This is a genomic window from Emticicia sp. 17c (genome assembly GCF_037153985.1).
Taxonomy (GTDB): Bacteria; Bacteroidota; Bacteroidia; order Cytophagales; family Spirosomataceae; genus Emticicia.
On record NZ_JBBAYI010000002.1, the window covers coordinates 224830 to 240267 of the forward strand.

Genomic DNA, 15438 nt, shown 5'->3' on the forward strand with positions numbered 1-15438 from the left:
TTACGGTTAGATGATATGGCTACAAAACTAATCAATTAAATCATTCTGAAACAACTATTTGTTGACTAAACCTTTTAGGTAATCGGTTGAAATATCGTTATTCACAATTTCGGACAATTCTTCATAATTCTTTAGCTTCAAAGCCATGTCTTGCATGGTTTTGAGAGCTATTTTCAGACAAGATAGGCCCAGACTTACTCTGGCTACACCTAGTTATTCTAACGTTCTGAAAGAAGGTATACCCAAAATCGGGAAGATATTAATAGGTTATCTCAGATATTTGGTAACATTAATCATTTATCTGTATTGATTGTTACATTACTATTTTGATACAATACTATTGACCTTTGATGTCAATCATGTTTTCAGGTCATTGCAGGTTCGTCAGAACTTATAACGTAATTGTAAACTAATATCCGATTTATGGTTGCCGTTAATTTCGTCGTTGCCACTACCTATACTTGTCTGGTTCTTGAGTTGCGTGCGTGCATAGCGCGCCCATAAATCAATTCGGGAATTAATGCTGTAACTCCCTGTCAGATATGCTCTTATACCTTTTCCGTAGTAAGCCGGAAAAGAAACGGCATATAATACATTGTTTTCAAAAGCATAAATACGTGAGTCGTAGTCGTCAGTTAAAAAATAAGCTATACGACCTTTGAGAGAAAGTCTTTTTATTGTTTTCTCAATATCCTGCATGATGGCAAAACCTACCGACTTCGTTTTTCCTTCATACTGAAAAGTATTCACTTGTATGCGGGTTTGTAATTTCAGGTTACGTGCAGGGGTATAGTCCATATTGGCAAGTATATTTTGCCGGATAGTATTTACCACTATGTCGGTGGGGGTAGTATTATCAGGCAGGTTTTTACCTTTTTGCTCTTCATGGTATTGGGCATAAAAAGAGACTTTCCTGTTTAATTGATAAGCCACTCTTAACAGATAATCGAAGCCCTGAGAGGGAGCATCTACCAGATATTTCAACCACGGAAACCGGAAGCGGTCATAAAAACCACTAAAAACGAGGTTTCTTTTAGGGCTGTATTTCAAACCCCAGTAAATGCCCTGTTCGTTTATAGTACGTGTACCTTCGGCCAGTGCATTGGCGTAAAAACTATGAAAGTCTTTGTCATAATGGCGCACATGTATTGCCCACTCTAGTTGCCTATTCAACGCTGCTACCCATCCGCCCGTAATACCTACTCCACCACTGGCGCTTCGGGCGGCTTCGCCAAAAAAGTTAAAGTTCTGCCATGTGTAGGTAAAATTTGCGCCTACCACTGTATTTTGTTTACCAGTAAATTCAAAAATATTATATAGCCGAGGTTTACGCATCAGCACAGCATTAAACTGGGTATGCAGCAAGGTAGCACCAATATAACCGTTATTAAACCTGAAAGTAGCATTAAGCCCCATATTTTGCTCTGTAATCTGGTTTTTTCGGGCTATTTCGGTTGTTGTACGATGATACCCCGAACTTAATATTGAACTAAAATATTGTTCCTGTTCGCCATTGCCCTCATCTACGCTGGCATCACGGCGGGTAAATGAGTAAAAAGCTGTCAGATCAACTTTTTTCAAGTCGTACGTAGCGGCGGCTCCTCTGAAATAGCCGGTTTCGAGCAATGAACCATAAGGCCGAATACCCATATTACTCCGGCGAACAGTTGTTACTGCTTCGCTCCCTTTACCCAGAAAAAAGCCAGCCCCACATATAAGCCCCTGCCCAAATTGCACCTGATAGTCGCCCAGTACAAGGTTTTTCAGCTTGCCTTTGTTTTGCAGTTGCACATGAAAGCTGTAAAAATCAAGATATTTTTTTTCTCCGGCATCTTTTTCGGCCAGTAGTCCTATCTGAAAATCCTTTGGTTTACTTAGCCTGTAACGTAAATAAAGTTGCTGCGGAGACCCCTGATATTTGTCTTGCACAAAACCCTTGCTAGGCTCTAGTGTCTGGCTAGCCCTTAATACAAGATAATGGTCAGTAGCCCCCGCCAACGACTGTGGGAATTCGCGAAGCTGAAAATCTGTTTTAATTACAATAAAAGGTAATAGTTGCTGAATAGTAGCTATATCGAATCCGTTTATAGCCTGAAGTTCATAGATACTCAACAGATTACCATATTGTGCCCGATGAGCCAGCAGGTTTTTAATTTGTATCACCGAAAGAACGTATAAAGCCGAAAGTTCTTCATAAGTAGCCGTATTCAAATCTAAGGGGTTCTGATAGAGTTGAAACAACGACTCATATACATCTTCATAGTTAATACTCTCTTGCTGCATAGGGAAAACACGCTGTATGAACTCATCCAGATTGATTTCGGGGCGTGGAGGTGCCTGAGCTACTGCTATGCTTGAAAAACTAACTAGCAAGCCTGTTAATATCATTTTTAGCGACAAAAAAGCCTTTAAAAACTGGTTGGTTGCATAATTAATATCACAGTCTCTTTTTTGGTCAACGAGCATAAATTGGCAGGTAAATTAATAGCAATTGCGGGGAATCCACATCAAGCCAAAATTAGGAATTTCTCCTATAAAAACAATTTTCTATACGGTATTGTAGAGTTTTTTTCCCATCAAATAGCTACATATAGCTGGCACATATTTTTTACCTATAAAGTATATAGAAAATCCACTTATAAAATTGTAGATATTAAACCCACTTATGATATGCGTAACATAGAAAATCAAACTGAGATTTATATTAATTGCATGGGAGCTACCCCCCACCAACATGGCGTATTTTTTAGAGTATGGGCTCCCCATGCAGACTACGTATCGGTAATAGGCGATTTCAACGAATGGAATGAAGGGGCGAATCCGCTAGTTGCCGGAGAAAATGGTTGCTGGGGTGTAAACGTTGAAAATGCTAAAGAAGGAGAGCAATATAAGTTTTTTATTAAGAATGGAGAGCTAAATCTTTACAAAAATGACCCTTATGCCCGTCAAGTAACCAATTCTGTGGGCAATTCGATAGTTTATAATCCGAAAGCCTATAACTGGGAAAATGTTAAGTTCCAGATGCCATCATGGAACGAACTGGTTATCTACGAACTTCATATAGGAACTTTTAACAGACCTGACCCCGAAAAAGTAGGTACTTTTTATGATGCCATCAAAAAGCTGCCGTATCTGAAAGGGCTTGGCATTAATGCCGTTGAAATTATGCCACCTTTTGAATTTGCAGGGGGCTTATCATGGGGATATAACCCCGCACACCCTTATGCCATTGAAACCGAATATGGCGGCCCCGTGGCTTTCAAGGATTTTATTAAAGAAGCTCATAAATTAGGTATTGCTGTTATTTTAGATGTGGTATATAACCACTTTGGGCCGTCAGACCTCGACTTATGGCAGTTTGATGGCTGGCACGAAAACGGTAAGGGAGGTATTTATTTCTATAATGACTGGCGTTCGACAACGCCTTGGGGAGATACCCGCCCCGACTATGAACGCCCAGAAGTAGGTAAATATATTAAAGATAATGCCATTATGTGGCTGGAAGACTACAAAGTAGATGGCTTGCGGATGGACATGGTGCCTTATATCAGAAATGTACATGCCGATGGCAACCCAGCCCATGACTTGCAGGAAGGGTTAAACATGATTAAATGGATAAACAACGAAGTAAAAGAGCGTTTCCCTAACGCGCTTGTAGTAGCGGAAGATATGCACGGGCATGATTTCATTACTGATAATGTACAAAACGGCGGGCTAGGCTATGGCTCACAATGGGATGCCGACTTTGTACACCCGCTCCGTAATGTACTCACACAGGCATCAGACGAATATATCGACATGAACCTCATCAGCTCGGCACTATTGAACCGTTATAACGATGATGCCATGCGACGTGTAGTGTTTACAGAATCGCACGATGAAGTAGCTAACGGACGCGCCAGAGTTGCTGAAGAAGTTGAGCCAGGGAATGCCACAGGCTGGTTTGCCAGAAAAAAAGCTACACTAGGTGCCGTTATGGTTTTAACTTCGCCGGGTATACCTATGATATTTCAGGGGCAAACCATTCAGCAGGATAGCTGGTTTAAAGATACCGAACCGCTGGACTGGGACCGCCTGAAAGACCTGAAAGGAATCTCAAATATGTACCATGACATGATTCATTTACGCAGGAATCTGACAGGAACTACGGCTGGGCTGATGGGGCAACATACCGAACTACTGGCACTTGACCATGATAAAAAACTTATCGCATTTCAACGATGGCTTGAAGGAGGTAACCGCGACACCACCGTTGTAATCATGAATTTTTCTCACCAAGCAATTACCAATTATTCTGTCAGGTTTCCGGCAGAAGGCAAATGGCTGGTTCGTTTTAATGGCGACTCACAATCTTATGAGTCTGATTTTACGCATACTGAATGCACAGAAGTAAATACCCTCACAGAAAATGACACTATTATGGGCGAAATTTCTGTTGGCCCTTATAGTGCATTGGTACTCTCGCAGGATTAAACATATAGTGCTATGCACTGGCGTGCATAGCACACTCATTTTTTAAATACACAACCACTATGAAAATTAAGCATCGATGGCAAAAAATTGCGATTGGTATTACCGGCGGTATACTTGTCATCCTGATTTTGTTAACCATCGGTGGCTTTTTTTTCTTAAAGCCTCTAGTAACCAGCCGTATCAGGAAAGGTGTCGAAAAGGCCTCAAACCATCTGTATAGTATTTCGTTTTCTGACATTACCTATAATCCGTCTATGGGGCAGGTATTTATTTCTGATGTAAAGTTTACACCCGATACACTGGTTTACAGAAGATTACACGCTTTAAAAAAAGCTCCTAACGATTTGCTCACCATCTCAGTACCGGCCATACGCCTCACAGGAGTATTTCCTTTGTCGGTTATTTTTAGTAAAACCTTGAATCTGAGCAACATTGTTGTTCAGAAACCTGCTATTACACTTCGTCATAATAATTTTGACTATAACGCCGACAAGCAATCTGCCGAACGAAAAACGCCTTATCAGTTCATATCAAAGTATCTTACATCATTAAGTATAAACAAGGTTTCGCTCAACGATGTAAATCTTACTTATGAAAACTATGAGACAAAAACACCGAAAAAGAGTGTAGTTGAGCATTTGAATATTGATATTGCCGATGTACTCATTGACTCGCTGGCCCATAAATCTGGTGAAAGAATTTATTATGCACACGATTACACTTTTACACTCAAGGAAACCACTTTGCCCGATAAAAACCAGTTGGCCGATAACCTGTTGAAAGATGTGGTTTTTTCGCTGAAAAAAAGAACGCTGACCGTCAAAGAGTATCACCTTAAACCTCGTTTCGATGAAATGAGTTTTGCCAAAGCCTCAGGTGGCCGCGACCGCACCGAAGTACAATTCAAGAATATTATCATGAAAGACATTCATCCTGACAAACTCTTTCCTGAAATTAAACTTTATGCCAATAATCTGAGTCTTGATAGTGGCTATGTTAAGGTGTTTAATGATAAGCGTTACCCCCGTAAGGTTCGGAACAAGGTAGGCGAATACCCACACCAACTGCTAAAAAAACTCGGTCTTAAAATAAATATCGACACCGTTTCTATCAGTAACGTAAAGGTAACTTATTCGGAATATGACCCCGAAGCTAAACTTACCGGATTTATCAGTTTTGACCATATCAAGGGCCGAGTACTACACGCAACCAACGATAGCTTGCCACTACTGAAAAACCCTGTGTGTTATGCCGACTTCCATACCTATTTCATGAATAAGGGCAGCCTTGATGTTCATTTCATTTTTAATACTACTTCTGAAAAAGGAGACTTCATCTGTAAAGGCCAATTAGGCTATTTTGAAGGAACTTCTATTAATAACATTACCATTGCTTTAACCAAAGTCGGGGTTGAGTCTTTGCAGGTTAACAAATATGTATTTAATATGAAAGGCAACGACAATTACGTTACAGGTACGGGCATATTATATTATGAAAACCTGAAAGCCAATATTTTAAAAGTTGATAAAACACCCGACGAAGAAGCACCCAAACGCCGTTTTCGTCTGTTTAAAAAACGACCTGTTCCTACGTTTCTGGTTAATAACCTTGTTCTGAAAGACTCAAACCCAAGTAAAAAGAACAAACTCCGAACAGGAACTATTAAATATACCCGAGTTCCTACAAAATCTTTCTTCGGAACACTCTGGGGTGGCCTCTCGCAATCTTTATTTCAATGTGTTACAGGCACAGTAAAAGATTGATACGCTTAGTTTGCTGATTAAAAAACAAGTTTTTATCACAGATTCAGTACAGATTTTTTAGCTTTGAAAAGATATTTATAAATCTGTTTTCTGTGGAAAAGATAAAAGAACAAATCAGGCTACTTTTTGATATAAGCGAAGAAGAAGCCAACATCTTTCTGGCTGAGTTCAAGAAAAAAGAGCTACAAAAAAATGAATTCTTTTTAACAGAAGGTGAGGTTTGTAATCAGGTCGGATTAATAGAAAAAGGCTTAATGGTATGTGTTTATAATAAAAATGGCGATGAAATTATTGATGAGTTTGGCTTTGAACATAGTTTTATTAGTAATTATTATAGTTTTCTTACCGAAACTCCATCTTTAAAAGAAATCAGGTGCCTTGAGCCTACTACGCTTCATGTAATTAACCGGCATGGTTTAGAGACTCTCGGAAAAAAATACGCCTTCATAGAAAAAATGAGTAGGCTCATGAACGAAAAGTTGTTTCTGAGGGCACACAACAGAGTTAAATCTTTATTGCTCGATACCGCCACCGAACGTTACGAGCAACTAATTACCCAACGGCAAGACCTCGCCCAACGTATTCCTCAATATATGCTTGCTTCTTATCTACACGTGAAACCCGAAACTATCAGCCGTATCAGACGAAAAATCAGAAATCAGACTTTATTGACTTAGGTCAATGACACACCCCTACAAAATTTAATAGGTTTGTAAAAAATTAATAATATCAAACCATGAGCGAAACCGAATTATTAGTAAAACAAACCGAAGGAGCCTACGCGTGGGTTTATAAATTGGTTACCGATATACCTTATGAAAAGTGGGATTTCATTCCAGAAGGGGTCGAATCAAATGTAAGCTGGCAGGTGGGGCATTTAATTATCAGTTATTATTACCATTCGGTGATGGTAATTACGGGGCATCAGACAGATATACTACAACAAATACCCATGAAAGACTACTCGCAACTTTTTCATAATACCCTTGCGCAGGTTTGCGTTGGGCAAACTCAGCCGCAATTGCTGAAAGAACAATTGAATTTAATGGCCCAGAAATCTATCAATATTATTCGGTCATTACCTGCCGAAGAACTCGAAAAGCCTCTAGTAACTACCCCTATGCCCCACCCTGTTGCCAAAACTAAATTTGAAGCATTAGACTGGAATATTAAACATACCATGTGGCATTGCGGGCAACTGGCTATCTTGAAACGAATTGTACACGAAAGATATGACTTTGGGCTAAAGTAATAATCATTAGCCCTTATTTAGCCGAATTGTAAAGCAAGTATGTCAGCGAAAACTGAAAGTTTATTATGAATCTCAAATGTCTTGCCCTGCCGTTCCTGCAAAAATTTATGATTAATTAGCTCGGTTACTTTCTGGTTATCTTTGTAAAAGAAATGTTCTTTGTCGGTGGCATATTTTACATATAAAAGACTGTAATCGGCTTTTAGCAAAAGGCGTAATATCTAAATCGTTTTTTGCTATCAGATAACTTTCTTTACCTGTAATACCAAAAGAACTGAGGTCTTCAATAGCATACGATTTTTCAATATTAGCAGCACTCTTAAAGCTAATAATTGTTGGGTTTACGACCCACTCTTGGTCATCAATAGTACCTTTGAGGGTATCTTTCTGGTTTTTGAGAATAATAAAGCCTTGAACGAAGTTTTTTTTGTGCAAAGGCATAGAAGAAATTAAAGTCAACAACAGAAATGTAAATTTTTTCATAGAGTGTGTTCAATAGCTGAACTGCTTAGTAACAGCGTTATATTATAAAATCAGGTGTCAAGACACAAATATTATTAAAAAACCACTTGAAAGGAAAATTATTTTTCAGCCGAAAAAATACATAGTACTGATGTTATCTGCCATAACCAATAAGGCTTCATGACGGTTTATTACAAAAGACCTCTTATAAACCATGAATAAATTCAATTACAACCTAGATTTTAAAAAGACTGATTTTCGACAAAACCCTGAGCTTTATCGGATTGGCATAGGCGAGCAGGGTGTATTGTTGGTAGAGCCTTATAAATCTGAGCTTCTTCCTTTATGGCGATTTAAAACCGTAGCATTAGCGCAGGAATCAAGCCAAGCTATTTACACACAATTTGAAAACTACCTGAAAGAAAAAGACTTTGTTGGGGCCGATATGGCTCGTAAATATCTGCAAATGGGTTTTACAAGGGCCCGCCGCTACGCTAATCATGCCAGCGGACAAAAATATGCGCAGGTAAAACCCCGTGAGAATACCCCCGAATATCCTTATTCAAGTGGGAGCAAATATAAAACTAACCCAATATTACCACAAGATACTGACGCACTGACAAACGAAAAAGCACAGGCAGCGCAGGTATTTAAAGAGGCTTGGTTTAAGGCCAAAGACAATACCGACTATAAAGCCTTAAAGAAATGGTTTAGAGAAAAATATTATTAGCTGTTTATATAAAACAGCAAAACCACCTCTGGTGAGGTGGTTTCTGTGAAAGATTAAGAAAGAAAGAAGTCGGAATCCCTATGAGCCACACATTTCGCAACCTTCTGGGTCGTCGAGTGAGCACTGCATAGCAGCGTATTGATATTCATCATCACTTTTAAATGTCGAAGCGGCTGCCGCTTTTGCGGTTTGTTCTTCTGCATATTTGGCGTAATCCAATGGTTTTTCTTCTACCGTAGTAACGGCAGGTACTACTTCGGCAATGGCCTGACGGTCTACCGTGAACTTAACGGCATCCGTAGCAGCTTTGGTACGTAAATAATACATACCTGTTTTTAAACCTGCTTTCCACGCATAGAAGTGCATAGAGGTAAGTTTACCGAAATTGGCATTCTCCATAAAGATATTCAGCGATTGGCTCTGGCAGATAAATGCGCCGCGGTCTGCTGCCATATCAATAATGGTTTTTTGCTTAATTTCCCATGCTGTTTTGTAGATATCCTTTAAATTCTGAGGTATCTCAGAAATACCTTGTACCGAACCATTGGCAGCAATTAACTTGTTTTTCATGGTCTCGTTCCAAAGTCCAATTTTTACGAGGTCTTTTAACAAATGTTTATTCACTACCACAAATTCGCCCGAAAGTACCCGACGGGTATAGATATTTGAAGTATATGGTTCAAAGCATTCGTTATTACCAAGTATCTGGCTAGTTGATGCTGTTGGCATCGGAGCCACCAAAAGTGAGTTACGTACACCATGTTGTTTCACTTTTCCGCGCAGTTCTTCCCAATTCCAACGACCTGAGTCTGGGGTAACATCCCACATATCGAACTGGAAAATCCCTTGCGAAATCGGCGAACCTTCCCATGTTGCATAGGGGCCTTCTTTTATTGCCAATTCCATCGATGCTTCCATAGCGGCGAAGTAAATGGTTTCAAAAATATCCTTGTTTAGTCGGCGAGCTTCGTCTGACTCAAAAGGCATTCTCAAAACAATGAGGGCATCTGCCAGCCCTTGCACACCTAAACCAATTGGGCGGTGGCGAAGGTTACTACGTTCTGCTTCAGGAACAGGATAGTAATTGACATCAATTACTTTATTCAGGTTACGGGTAATTACCTTCGTAACTTCATATAATTTCTGATGGTCAAATTTCAAGAAGCCAGTCTTAGCATCTTTAATAATGTATTTTGGCAAAGCAATTGAGGCCAAATTACAAACAGCTACTTCGTCTGGTGAAGTGTACTCAATAATTTCGGTACACAAGTTAGATGATTTAATTGTACCTAAGTTCTTTTGGTTTGATTTCTTATTGGCCGCATCTTTGTATAGCATGTATGGTGTACCTGTTTCTACCTGCGACTCCATAATAGCAAACCAGAGGTCTTGCGCCTTAATAGTTTTACGGGCTTTCCCTTCTAATTCGTACTTCTGGTACAGTTTCTCAAATTCTTCTCCGTAACATTCTGACAACCCAGGAGCTTCGTTAGGGCAGAACAACGACCAAGTATCGTTGGCTTCCACACGCTTCATGAACAAGTCAGAAATCCAGAGTGCATAAAATAAATCTCTAGCACGTAATTCTTCCTTTCCGTGATTTTTCTTTAGTTCTAAGAAATCAAAAATATCGGCATGCCATGGTTCAAGGTAAATAGCAAATGAGCCTTTACGTTTTCCGCCACCTTGGTCAACATAACGCGCTGTGTCGTTAAACACGCGAAGCATCGGCACAATACCGTTCGATGTTCCGTTGGTTCCTTTAATATAAGAACCCGTTGCACGTACATTGTGGATAGCAAGCCCTATACCACCTGCTGACTGTGAAATTTGCGCAGTTTGGCGCAATGTATCATAAATCCCGGTAATACTATCGTCTTTCATCGTAAGCAGGAAGCACGATGAAAGTTGGGGTTTTGGTGTACCTGCATTAAATAAAGTTGGTGTAGCATGTGTAAACCAACGTTCTGAAAGTAGCTCATAGGTTTCTAATACGTGGTCGATGTCATCGCCATGAATACCCACTGCTACGCGCATAAGCATGTGCTGGGGGCGTTCAACGATTTTACCGTTCAGCTTTAGAAGATATGATTTTTCAAGTGTTTTGTAACCGAAATAATCGTACCCAAAATCGCGGTCATAGATAATGGCAGAATCAAGCGTTGCGGCGTGTTTCTGAATCACCTTCCACGTGTCTTTAGCAATCAATGAAGCATTCTGATTCGTTTTCGGGTCAACGTACTGATAAAGCATTTTCATTGTTCCCGAAAAAGACTTCAAAGTGTTTTTATGAAGGTTTGAAATAGCAATCCGAGCAGCTAGTATAGCATAGTCGGGGTGCTTGGTTGTCATCGAAGCGGCGGTTTCAGCAGCAAGATTATCTAGTTCGGAGGTACTAACTCCATCATAGATACCTGCTACAACTTTCATGGCTACTTCAACGGGTTGGACAAATGCTGGCTCAAGGCCATAGCATAGACGCTCAATCCGAGCTGTGATTTTGTCGAACTTTACCGACTCGCGGCGTCCGTCTCGTTTGATTACATACATAAGGCAGTCTCTCTAGTAAGGGGTTTGGATTCAAAAATTCATTTTCTGGACCAAGCACGTATGGTCTCGGCACGCTTTAAAAGAACAAATACAAATTTTATAGTTCTAGTGACCGCCAGTCACTTTTTGGGTTAATTGCTCTTGGGTTACAAAGCAGTCTCACTTCGTTTTTCTGATTGTTAGCAGTGTGTAATGAGTATGTAAAATTAACAAATTCTAAAGGCTTCAAAAAACCCTACTTCTATACCATTTTAGCAACAGTAAAAAAGTCTAATATTAAGAAAATGTTAAGACCTAATAATCAACCAGTTAGTTTTAGGATGAGGTAGAAAAAATCAAATTAAAAAGTTATCCACAAATTTGTGCACACTTTTTGTGACTTTACCAAAGCAATTTTATATCTGTAGTGGTTAGGAAGGTTTCATTAACAAATGTAAATATTTAATTTTCAGAAAAAAAAAATATTTCTGAAAAAGTTATCCACATTGAAAATTCCTTGCTAGTCGTGGCACTCCATCAATAATAGGTCGCCAGACTCATAAGTTATCCTCACTACGCCATCGCTGGCTGCTTCATTGCTATTTCCTGCTCTGTATCCTAGCGTAAGCTCCTCATTATCAAGACCATAAAGTAAATTTTCGGTTCGTATACCCACAGCCGAACCAACAGGTATCAACGATACCGGCGTACCCTTGCTATACCACTTCTCAAATACAGCCGGCGAGGGCAAAAGAGGGTATATTACAGAGTAATCATCGATTAATACTATATGAAGTTTACTTTTGTAACGGACAATATTAGTCATATTGGTAATGGAGTGGTCGGCCCTACGGCCTGTTGCCCATACTACATTTACCGCTGGAAACCCCCTGGTTATCAACAAATCAAACGCTTTTTCAAGGTCGGTTTTTTCTTGGTCAGGCGCATGAATTATCTCAATCGGGTACTGGTTTTGCTCGATTTCTGTTAAGTTAATGTTATGGTCAAAATCGCCCAGAAGGACATCAACTTTTATCCCTAATTCTATGACACGATGAATGGCGTTGTCTAAAACAACAATGAAAGGGCTCCACTCCAGCAATTGTCCCAACAACTCGAAACTACACGCTTCACCGTTTGCAATAATAAGCGCAGGTTCTTGTTTTTCTCTTACGATATGATGAGACGACATTCAGAAAAATAAAATATTCACACAAAGTTAACGAGTAAACGTCAACCAGCGGAAAGAAGTTTTCAAATAATGAAATAATATTTTTTGAAAGCCCATTTCAGGACAACACAAGCAGGCTTTACCTTATTTCAGGTCGGCGAGTTTCCCGAGGTCGATGGCATCAAGCGTAGATTTGACTTTATCCATCTCAACATTATTGCCTTTGACTGTTACCACAAAGCGGTTAGCCAGAATTACGGCTATTTCTCCGTCTTTGTTATTTTTATCATATTTTTCAAAGGCTTTATTGTCTTTATAGGTAGTAGTTTTTTCGTAACTATTGTCTGTTTCTTTGTCAATATCAACCATTGCCCAGGCAGCCATACCCATAATGGCTCCGGTGCCTGCCACATCTGCTATGACTACTTCAATAGAACTGTCGCCCTCACGGTAAGTACCTTGCGCAGTTGACACCTGAAAACCCATAGCACCTGCTTTTTCGCTCGAGGCCTCCTTGCGGGGCATTCCGTCTGCATCAGCCGGCAACAATTCTTTTAACAATTTGGCATCTACGGCTTCTTTGGGTGCTTCATCTGAGGATTTACCTACCTTTTCGGCCATCTCTTGTAAAGATTCAAGGTCGTTTTTAGGCTCTTCTTTCTCTTCTTTTTTACCACCGCAGTTCGACAATAACAGCGTAGCAGCCAGTAAGGCCAATAGCAATCGGGAAGTTTTCATGTTTTATGTATATTTTAGTAAAGGGTAAAATTTTAAGAAATATAGCCACTTTTTGAAAAACAAAAAATGATTTGCTATTTTTTTAATAAGGGCTGTTAACTTTGAATTTTCTTAGATGAACAGATGCTAACATTTCCTAATGCTAAAATAAATATCGGGTTAAATATCACCGAAAAACGGCCAGATAGTTTTCATAATATTGAATCTGTGTTTTACCCCGTTAACTGGTGCGATGCCCTCGAGATTATTCCTTCGACACAATTTGGTTTTCAGAGTTCGGGCTTGGCTATTCCGGGCGACCAAACCAGTAATCTGTGTGTAAAAGCATATCACTTACTCAGAAACGAGTACCCAGTGTTAAATACTGGCTCAGTGTTGTTTCATTTACACAAGGTGATTCCGATGGGTGCGGGGTTGGGAGGAGGCTCGGCAGATGGCGCATTTGCCCTAAAAATGCTGAACGAAATTTTTGAATTAAATCTTAGCACAGTAGCACTACAAAATTTTGCTCGCCGCTTAGGCTCCGACTGTGCTTTTTTTATAGAGAACCGTCCGGTTTTTTGTTTCAATAAAGGAGATGAATTTGAAGAATATCCTCTGAGCTTAAAAGGCAAGTTTATTGTATTGGTGAATCCGGCTATTCATATTTCTACGGCCGAAGCGTATGGAGGTGTAACGCCGAAAAAGCCTGAGGTTTCGATAAAAGAAGCCTTAAAATTACCACTGAATAAATGGGAGGGGCTTATTAAAAACGATTTTGAAGAAAATTTGTTATGGAAGTATCCGGCCATTGCCGAAATCAAGAAAACACTTTACGAACAAAAAGCACTCTATGCTTCCATGACAGGGTCAGGGTCAACCGTATATGGTATTTTTGAGCAAGAAACTGATTTAAAGTCTATGTTTGCTGATTTTATGGTATGGCAAGGATATTTAACTTAACCGATGTCCCGCTATTAAAGAAATGCTGAAGAATTTAACAAAACGCCGCGAACCTCTCTCTTTTATGCTGTACTTGGGCATTTTAGGCAGTAGTTTGCTGTTTTTCTTCATTATTGTTGTTTTTATTAACAAAGAAGTTAGTAATCAGGCAATTGTTATTAGTATACCAAAGGTATTCTGGGCAAGTACATGGGTAATACTTGCGAGTAGTTCTACCCTGCATTGGGCTAATAAAGCCTTTCGGGAAGAACGTTTCCGCAGTTACCGCCTCAACATAAGCCTTACACTGCTGGCTGGTATTGCTTTTATGCTATTACAAGCCTTTGGCTGGCGGCAGATGTTCATGCAAGGCATTACGATGAGCAATAATACTGGCGGTATGTTTATTTACATATTGTCGGGCTTGCATATTTTTCATGCACTGGGGGGTATCATTGCTTTAGGTGTTGCCAACCGAGATGCTTTCAAACGCATGGAATACATCGACTCTTATGTATATAGCGTTAATCCGCCCAACCAGTTAAAGCTCAAGTTAATAAGCATCTACTGGCATTTTATTGATGCCCTATGGGTAATTCTGTTTCTTTTTTTACTGTATCATGCTGCATAAAACACGAGGCATAGTCATTAATTACATTCGTTATCGTGAAACGTCTATTATCGCCAAAATTTATACCGAAAAATTTGGGATACAGTCATACATAGAAAACGGTGTAAGGAGTAGCAAAGGTAAAAACCGCATTGCGCTGTTTCAGCCGCTTACCCTACTCGACCTTGTGTTGTATCATGACGACAAGAAGGAAATTCACCGGATTTCAGAAATTAAAGCCGGATACCCCTTTAAAAGTCTGCCCTATGATATTCTGAAATCGAGCATTGCCATGTTTCTGGATGAGGTGTTAAACAAAACACTCAAAGAAAGTAATGAGAATTCTGTTCTGTTCGATTTCCTTTATCACTCACTAATATTTTTAGATGAGACAGAAGAACATTTCGAGAATTTTCACCTGATTTTTTTACTAAAATATGCTTTTTTTCTGGGATTTTCACCGCAGGATGCCAACGAAATGCTCATACAGTTCAGAGAAGCCAACATCATGATTCCGTTTGACTCCGACTATCAGCAATTAATGAATCGGCTTATTCTGGCAGACTACCAAACCCCCGTTGCTATAAACCGAGGCGCGCGAAATCATTTACTTGAAATTATTATTTTGTTTTATCAGCTACATTTTGAAGAATTCGGAGAGGTAAAATCATTGCAGGTTCTGCGCGAAGTATTAAACTAACGCAAAGTAGTAATTTTTTGAATAATGCCCTCACTTTAAGCCTTCTACCCATTATTTGCTAAATTTGTCAGATTTATCATTTATACTGC

13 protein-coding genes are annotated in these 15438 nt (G+C 39.6%); 8 read left to right on the plus strand and 5 right to left on the minus strand.

Annotated elements, in window-relative coordinates:
* Window positions 1–384: 384 nt before the first annotated feature.
* A complete protein-coding gene (locus tag WAA15_RS05485) occupies window positions 385–2466 on the minus strand; it encodes a helix-hairpin-helix domain-containing protein (RefSeq protein ID WP_337041566.1) in 2082 nt (693 codons plus the stop codon).
* Between the two features lie 204 nt (window positions 2467–2670).
* Here WAA15_RS05485 and WAA15_RS05490 point away from each other — a divergent pair, with 204 nt between their 5' ends.
* From WAA15_RS05490 to WAA15_RS05505, 4 genes are all read left to right on the plus strand, one after another.
* Window positions 2671–4473 (plus strand): alpha-amylase family glycosyl hydrolase, encoded by a 1803-nt coding sequence (locus tag WAA15_RS05490; RefSeq protein WP_337041567.1) that lies wholly within the window; start codon window positions 2671–2673, stop codon window positions 4471–4473.
* 59 nt (window positions 4474–4532) lie between these two features.
* Window positions 4533–6236 carry a hypothetical protein gene (locus tag WAA15_RS05495; protein WP_337041568.1) on the plus strand — a complete coding sequence of 568 codons (1704 nt, stop codon included), beginning with the start codon at window positions 4533–4535 and terminating at the stop codon, window positions 6234–6236.
* Window positions 6237–6328: 92 nt separating this feature from the next.
* Window positions 6329–6913, plus strand: coding sequence for a Crp/Fnr family transcriptional regulator (locus WAA15_RS05500; protein ID WP_337041570.1), 585 nt, complete (start codon window positions 6329–6331; stop codon window positions 6911–6913).
* 59 nt (window positions 6914–6972) lie between these two features.
* Entirely contained in the window at window positions 6973–7488 is a 516-nt protein-coding gene (locus WAA15_RS05505; protein ID WP_337041571.1) for a DinB family protein, read from the plus strand.
* Window positions 7489–7623: 135 nt separating this feature from the next.
* On the opposite strand, the gene WAA15_RS05510 is transcribed toward WAA15_RS05505, so the two are convergent.
* On the minus strand, window positions 7624–7971 hold the full coding sequence (locus WAA15_RS05510) for a hypothetical protein (protein ID WP_337041572.1): 348 nt from the start codon (window positions 7969–7971) through the stop codon (window positions 7624–7626).
* Between the two features lie 193 nt (window positions 7972–8164).
* Between WAA15_RS05510 and WAA15_RS05515 the strand changes: the two genes are divergently transcribed.
* The gene (locus tag WAA15_RS05515; protein WP_337041573.1) at window positions 8165–8680 is read left to right on the plus strand and encodes a DUF4385 domain-containing protein; all 516 of its coding nucleotides are present in this window, start codon (window positions 8165–8167) and stop codon (window positions 8678–8680) included.
* Between the two features lie 78 nt (window positions 8681–8758).
* Here WAA15_RS05515 and WAA15_RS05520 read toward each other — a convergent pair whose 3' ends face one another.
* The 3 genes from WAA15_RS05520 to WAA15_RS05530 all read right to left on the minus strand — a co-directional run bounded on the left by WAA15_RS05520 (window position 8759) and on the right by WAA15_RS05530 (window position 13118).
* On the minus strand, window positions 8759–11230 hold the full coding sequence (locus WAA15_RS05520; protein WP_337041575.1) for a ribonucleoside-diphosphate reductase subunit alpha: 2472 nt from the start codon (window positions 11228–11230) through the stop codon (window positions 8759–8761).
* A gap of 499 nt (window positions 11231–11729) precedes the next feature.
* Entirely contained in the window at window positions 11730–12401 is a 672-nt protein-coding gene (locus tag WAA15_RS05525; RefSeq protein ID WP_337041576.1) for a thiamine diphosphokinase, read from the minus strand.
* 123 nt (window positions 12402–12524) lie between these two features.
* Window positions 12525–13118 carry a transposase gene (locus tag WAA15_RS05530; RefSeq protein WP_337041577.1) on the minus strand — a complete coding sequence of 198 codons (594 nt, stop codon included), beginning with the start codon at window positions 13116–13118 and terminating at the stop codon, window positions 12525–12527.
* 123 nt (window positions 13119–13241) lie between these two features.
* Between WAA15_RS05530 and ispE the strand changes: the two genes are divergently transcribed.
* The 3 genes from ispE to recO are packed head-to-tail and all read left to right on the plus strand — an operon-like array spanning window position 13242 to window position 15349.
* Window positions 13242–14060 (plus strand): 4-(cytidine 5'-diphospho)-2-C-methyl-D-erythritol kinase, encoded by an 819-nt coding sequence (gene ispE, locus WAA15_RS05535; protein WP_337041579.1) that lies wholly within the window; start codon window positions 13242–13244, stop codon window positions 14058–14060.
* A gap of 22 nt (window positions 14061–14082) precedes the next feature.
* Window positions 14083–14670, plus strand: a complete 588-nt coding sequence (locus WAA15_RS05540; RefSeq protein ID WP_337041580.1) for a cytochrome c oxidase subunit 3 — start codon at window positions 14083–14085, stop codon at window positions 14668–14670.
* Window positions 14660–15349 (plus strand): DNA repair protein RecO, encoded by a 690-nt coding sequence (recO, locus tag WAA15_RS05545; protein WP_337041581.1) that lies wholly within the window; start codon window positions 14660–14662, stop codon window positions 15347–15349. The genes WAA15_RS05540 and recO overlap by 11 nt, the downstream gene beginning before the upstream one ends.
* Window positions 15350–15438: the final 89 nt, after the last annotated feature.

What these genes read in the sequence shown, in the direction of transcription:
- WAA15_RS05525 (WP_337041576.1), bottom strand. Translation starts at nt 12,401, where the DNA reads ATGTCGTCTCATCATATCGTAAGAGAAAAACAAGAACCTGCGCTTATT.
- WAA15_RS05505 (WP_337041571.1), top strand. Translation starts at nt 6,973, where the DNA reads ATGAGCGAAACCGAATTATTAGTAAAACAAACCGAAGGAGCCTACGCG.
- WAA15_RS05485 (WP_337041566.1), bottom strand. Translation starts at nt 2,466, where the DNA reads ATGCTCGTTGACCAAAAAAGAGACTGTGATATTAATTATGCAACCAAC.
- WAA15_RS05515 (WP_337041573.1), top strand. Translation starts at nt 8,165, where the DNA reads ATGAATAAATTCAATTACAACCTAGATTTTAAAAAGACTGATTTTCGA.
- recO (WP_337041581.1), top strand. Translation starts at nt 14,660, where the DNA reads ATGCTGCATAAAACACGAGGCATAGTCATTAATTACATTCGTTATCGT.
- WAA15_RS05490 (WP_337041567.1), top strand. Translation starts at nt 2,671, where the DNA reads ATGCGTAACATAGAAAATCAAACTGAGATTTATATTAATTGCATGGGA.
- WAA15_RS05510 (WP_337041572.1), bottom strand. Translation starts at nt 7,971, where the DNA reads ATGAAAAAATTTACATTTCTGTTGTTGACTTTAATTTCTTCTATGCCT.
- WAA15_RS05540 (WP_337041580.1), top strand. Translation starts at nt 14,083, where the DNA reads ATGCTGAAGAATTTAACAAAACGCCGCGAACCTCTCTCTTTTATGCTG.
- WAA15_RS05520 (WP_337041575.1), bottom strand. Translation starts at nt 11,230, where the DNA reads ATGTATGTAATCAAACGAGACGGACGCCGCGAGTCGGTAAAGTTCGAC.
- WAA15_RS05530 (WP_337041577.1), bottom strand. Translation starts at nt 13,118, where the DNA reads ATGAAAACTTCCCGATTGCTATTGGCCTTACTGGCTGCTACGCTGTTA.
- WAA15_RS05495 (WP_337041568.1), top strand. Translation starts at nt 4,533, where the DNA reads ATGAAAATTAAGCATCGATGGCAAAAAATTGCGATTGGTATTACCGGC.
- ispE (WP_337041579.1), top strand. Translation starts at nt 13,242, where the DNA reads ATGCTAACATTTCCTAATGCTAAAATAAATATCGGGTTAAATATCACC.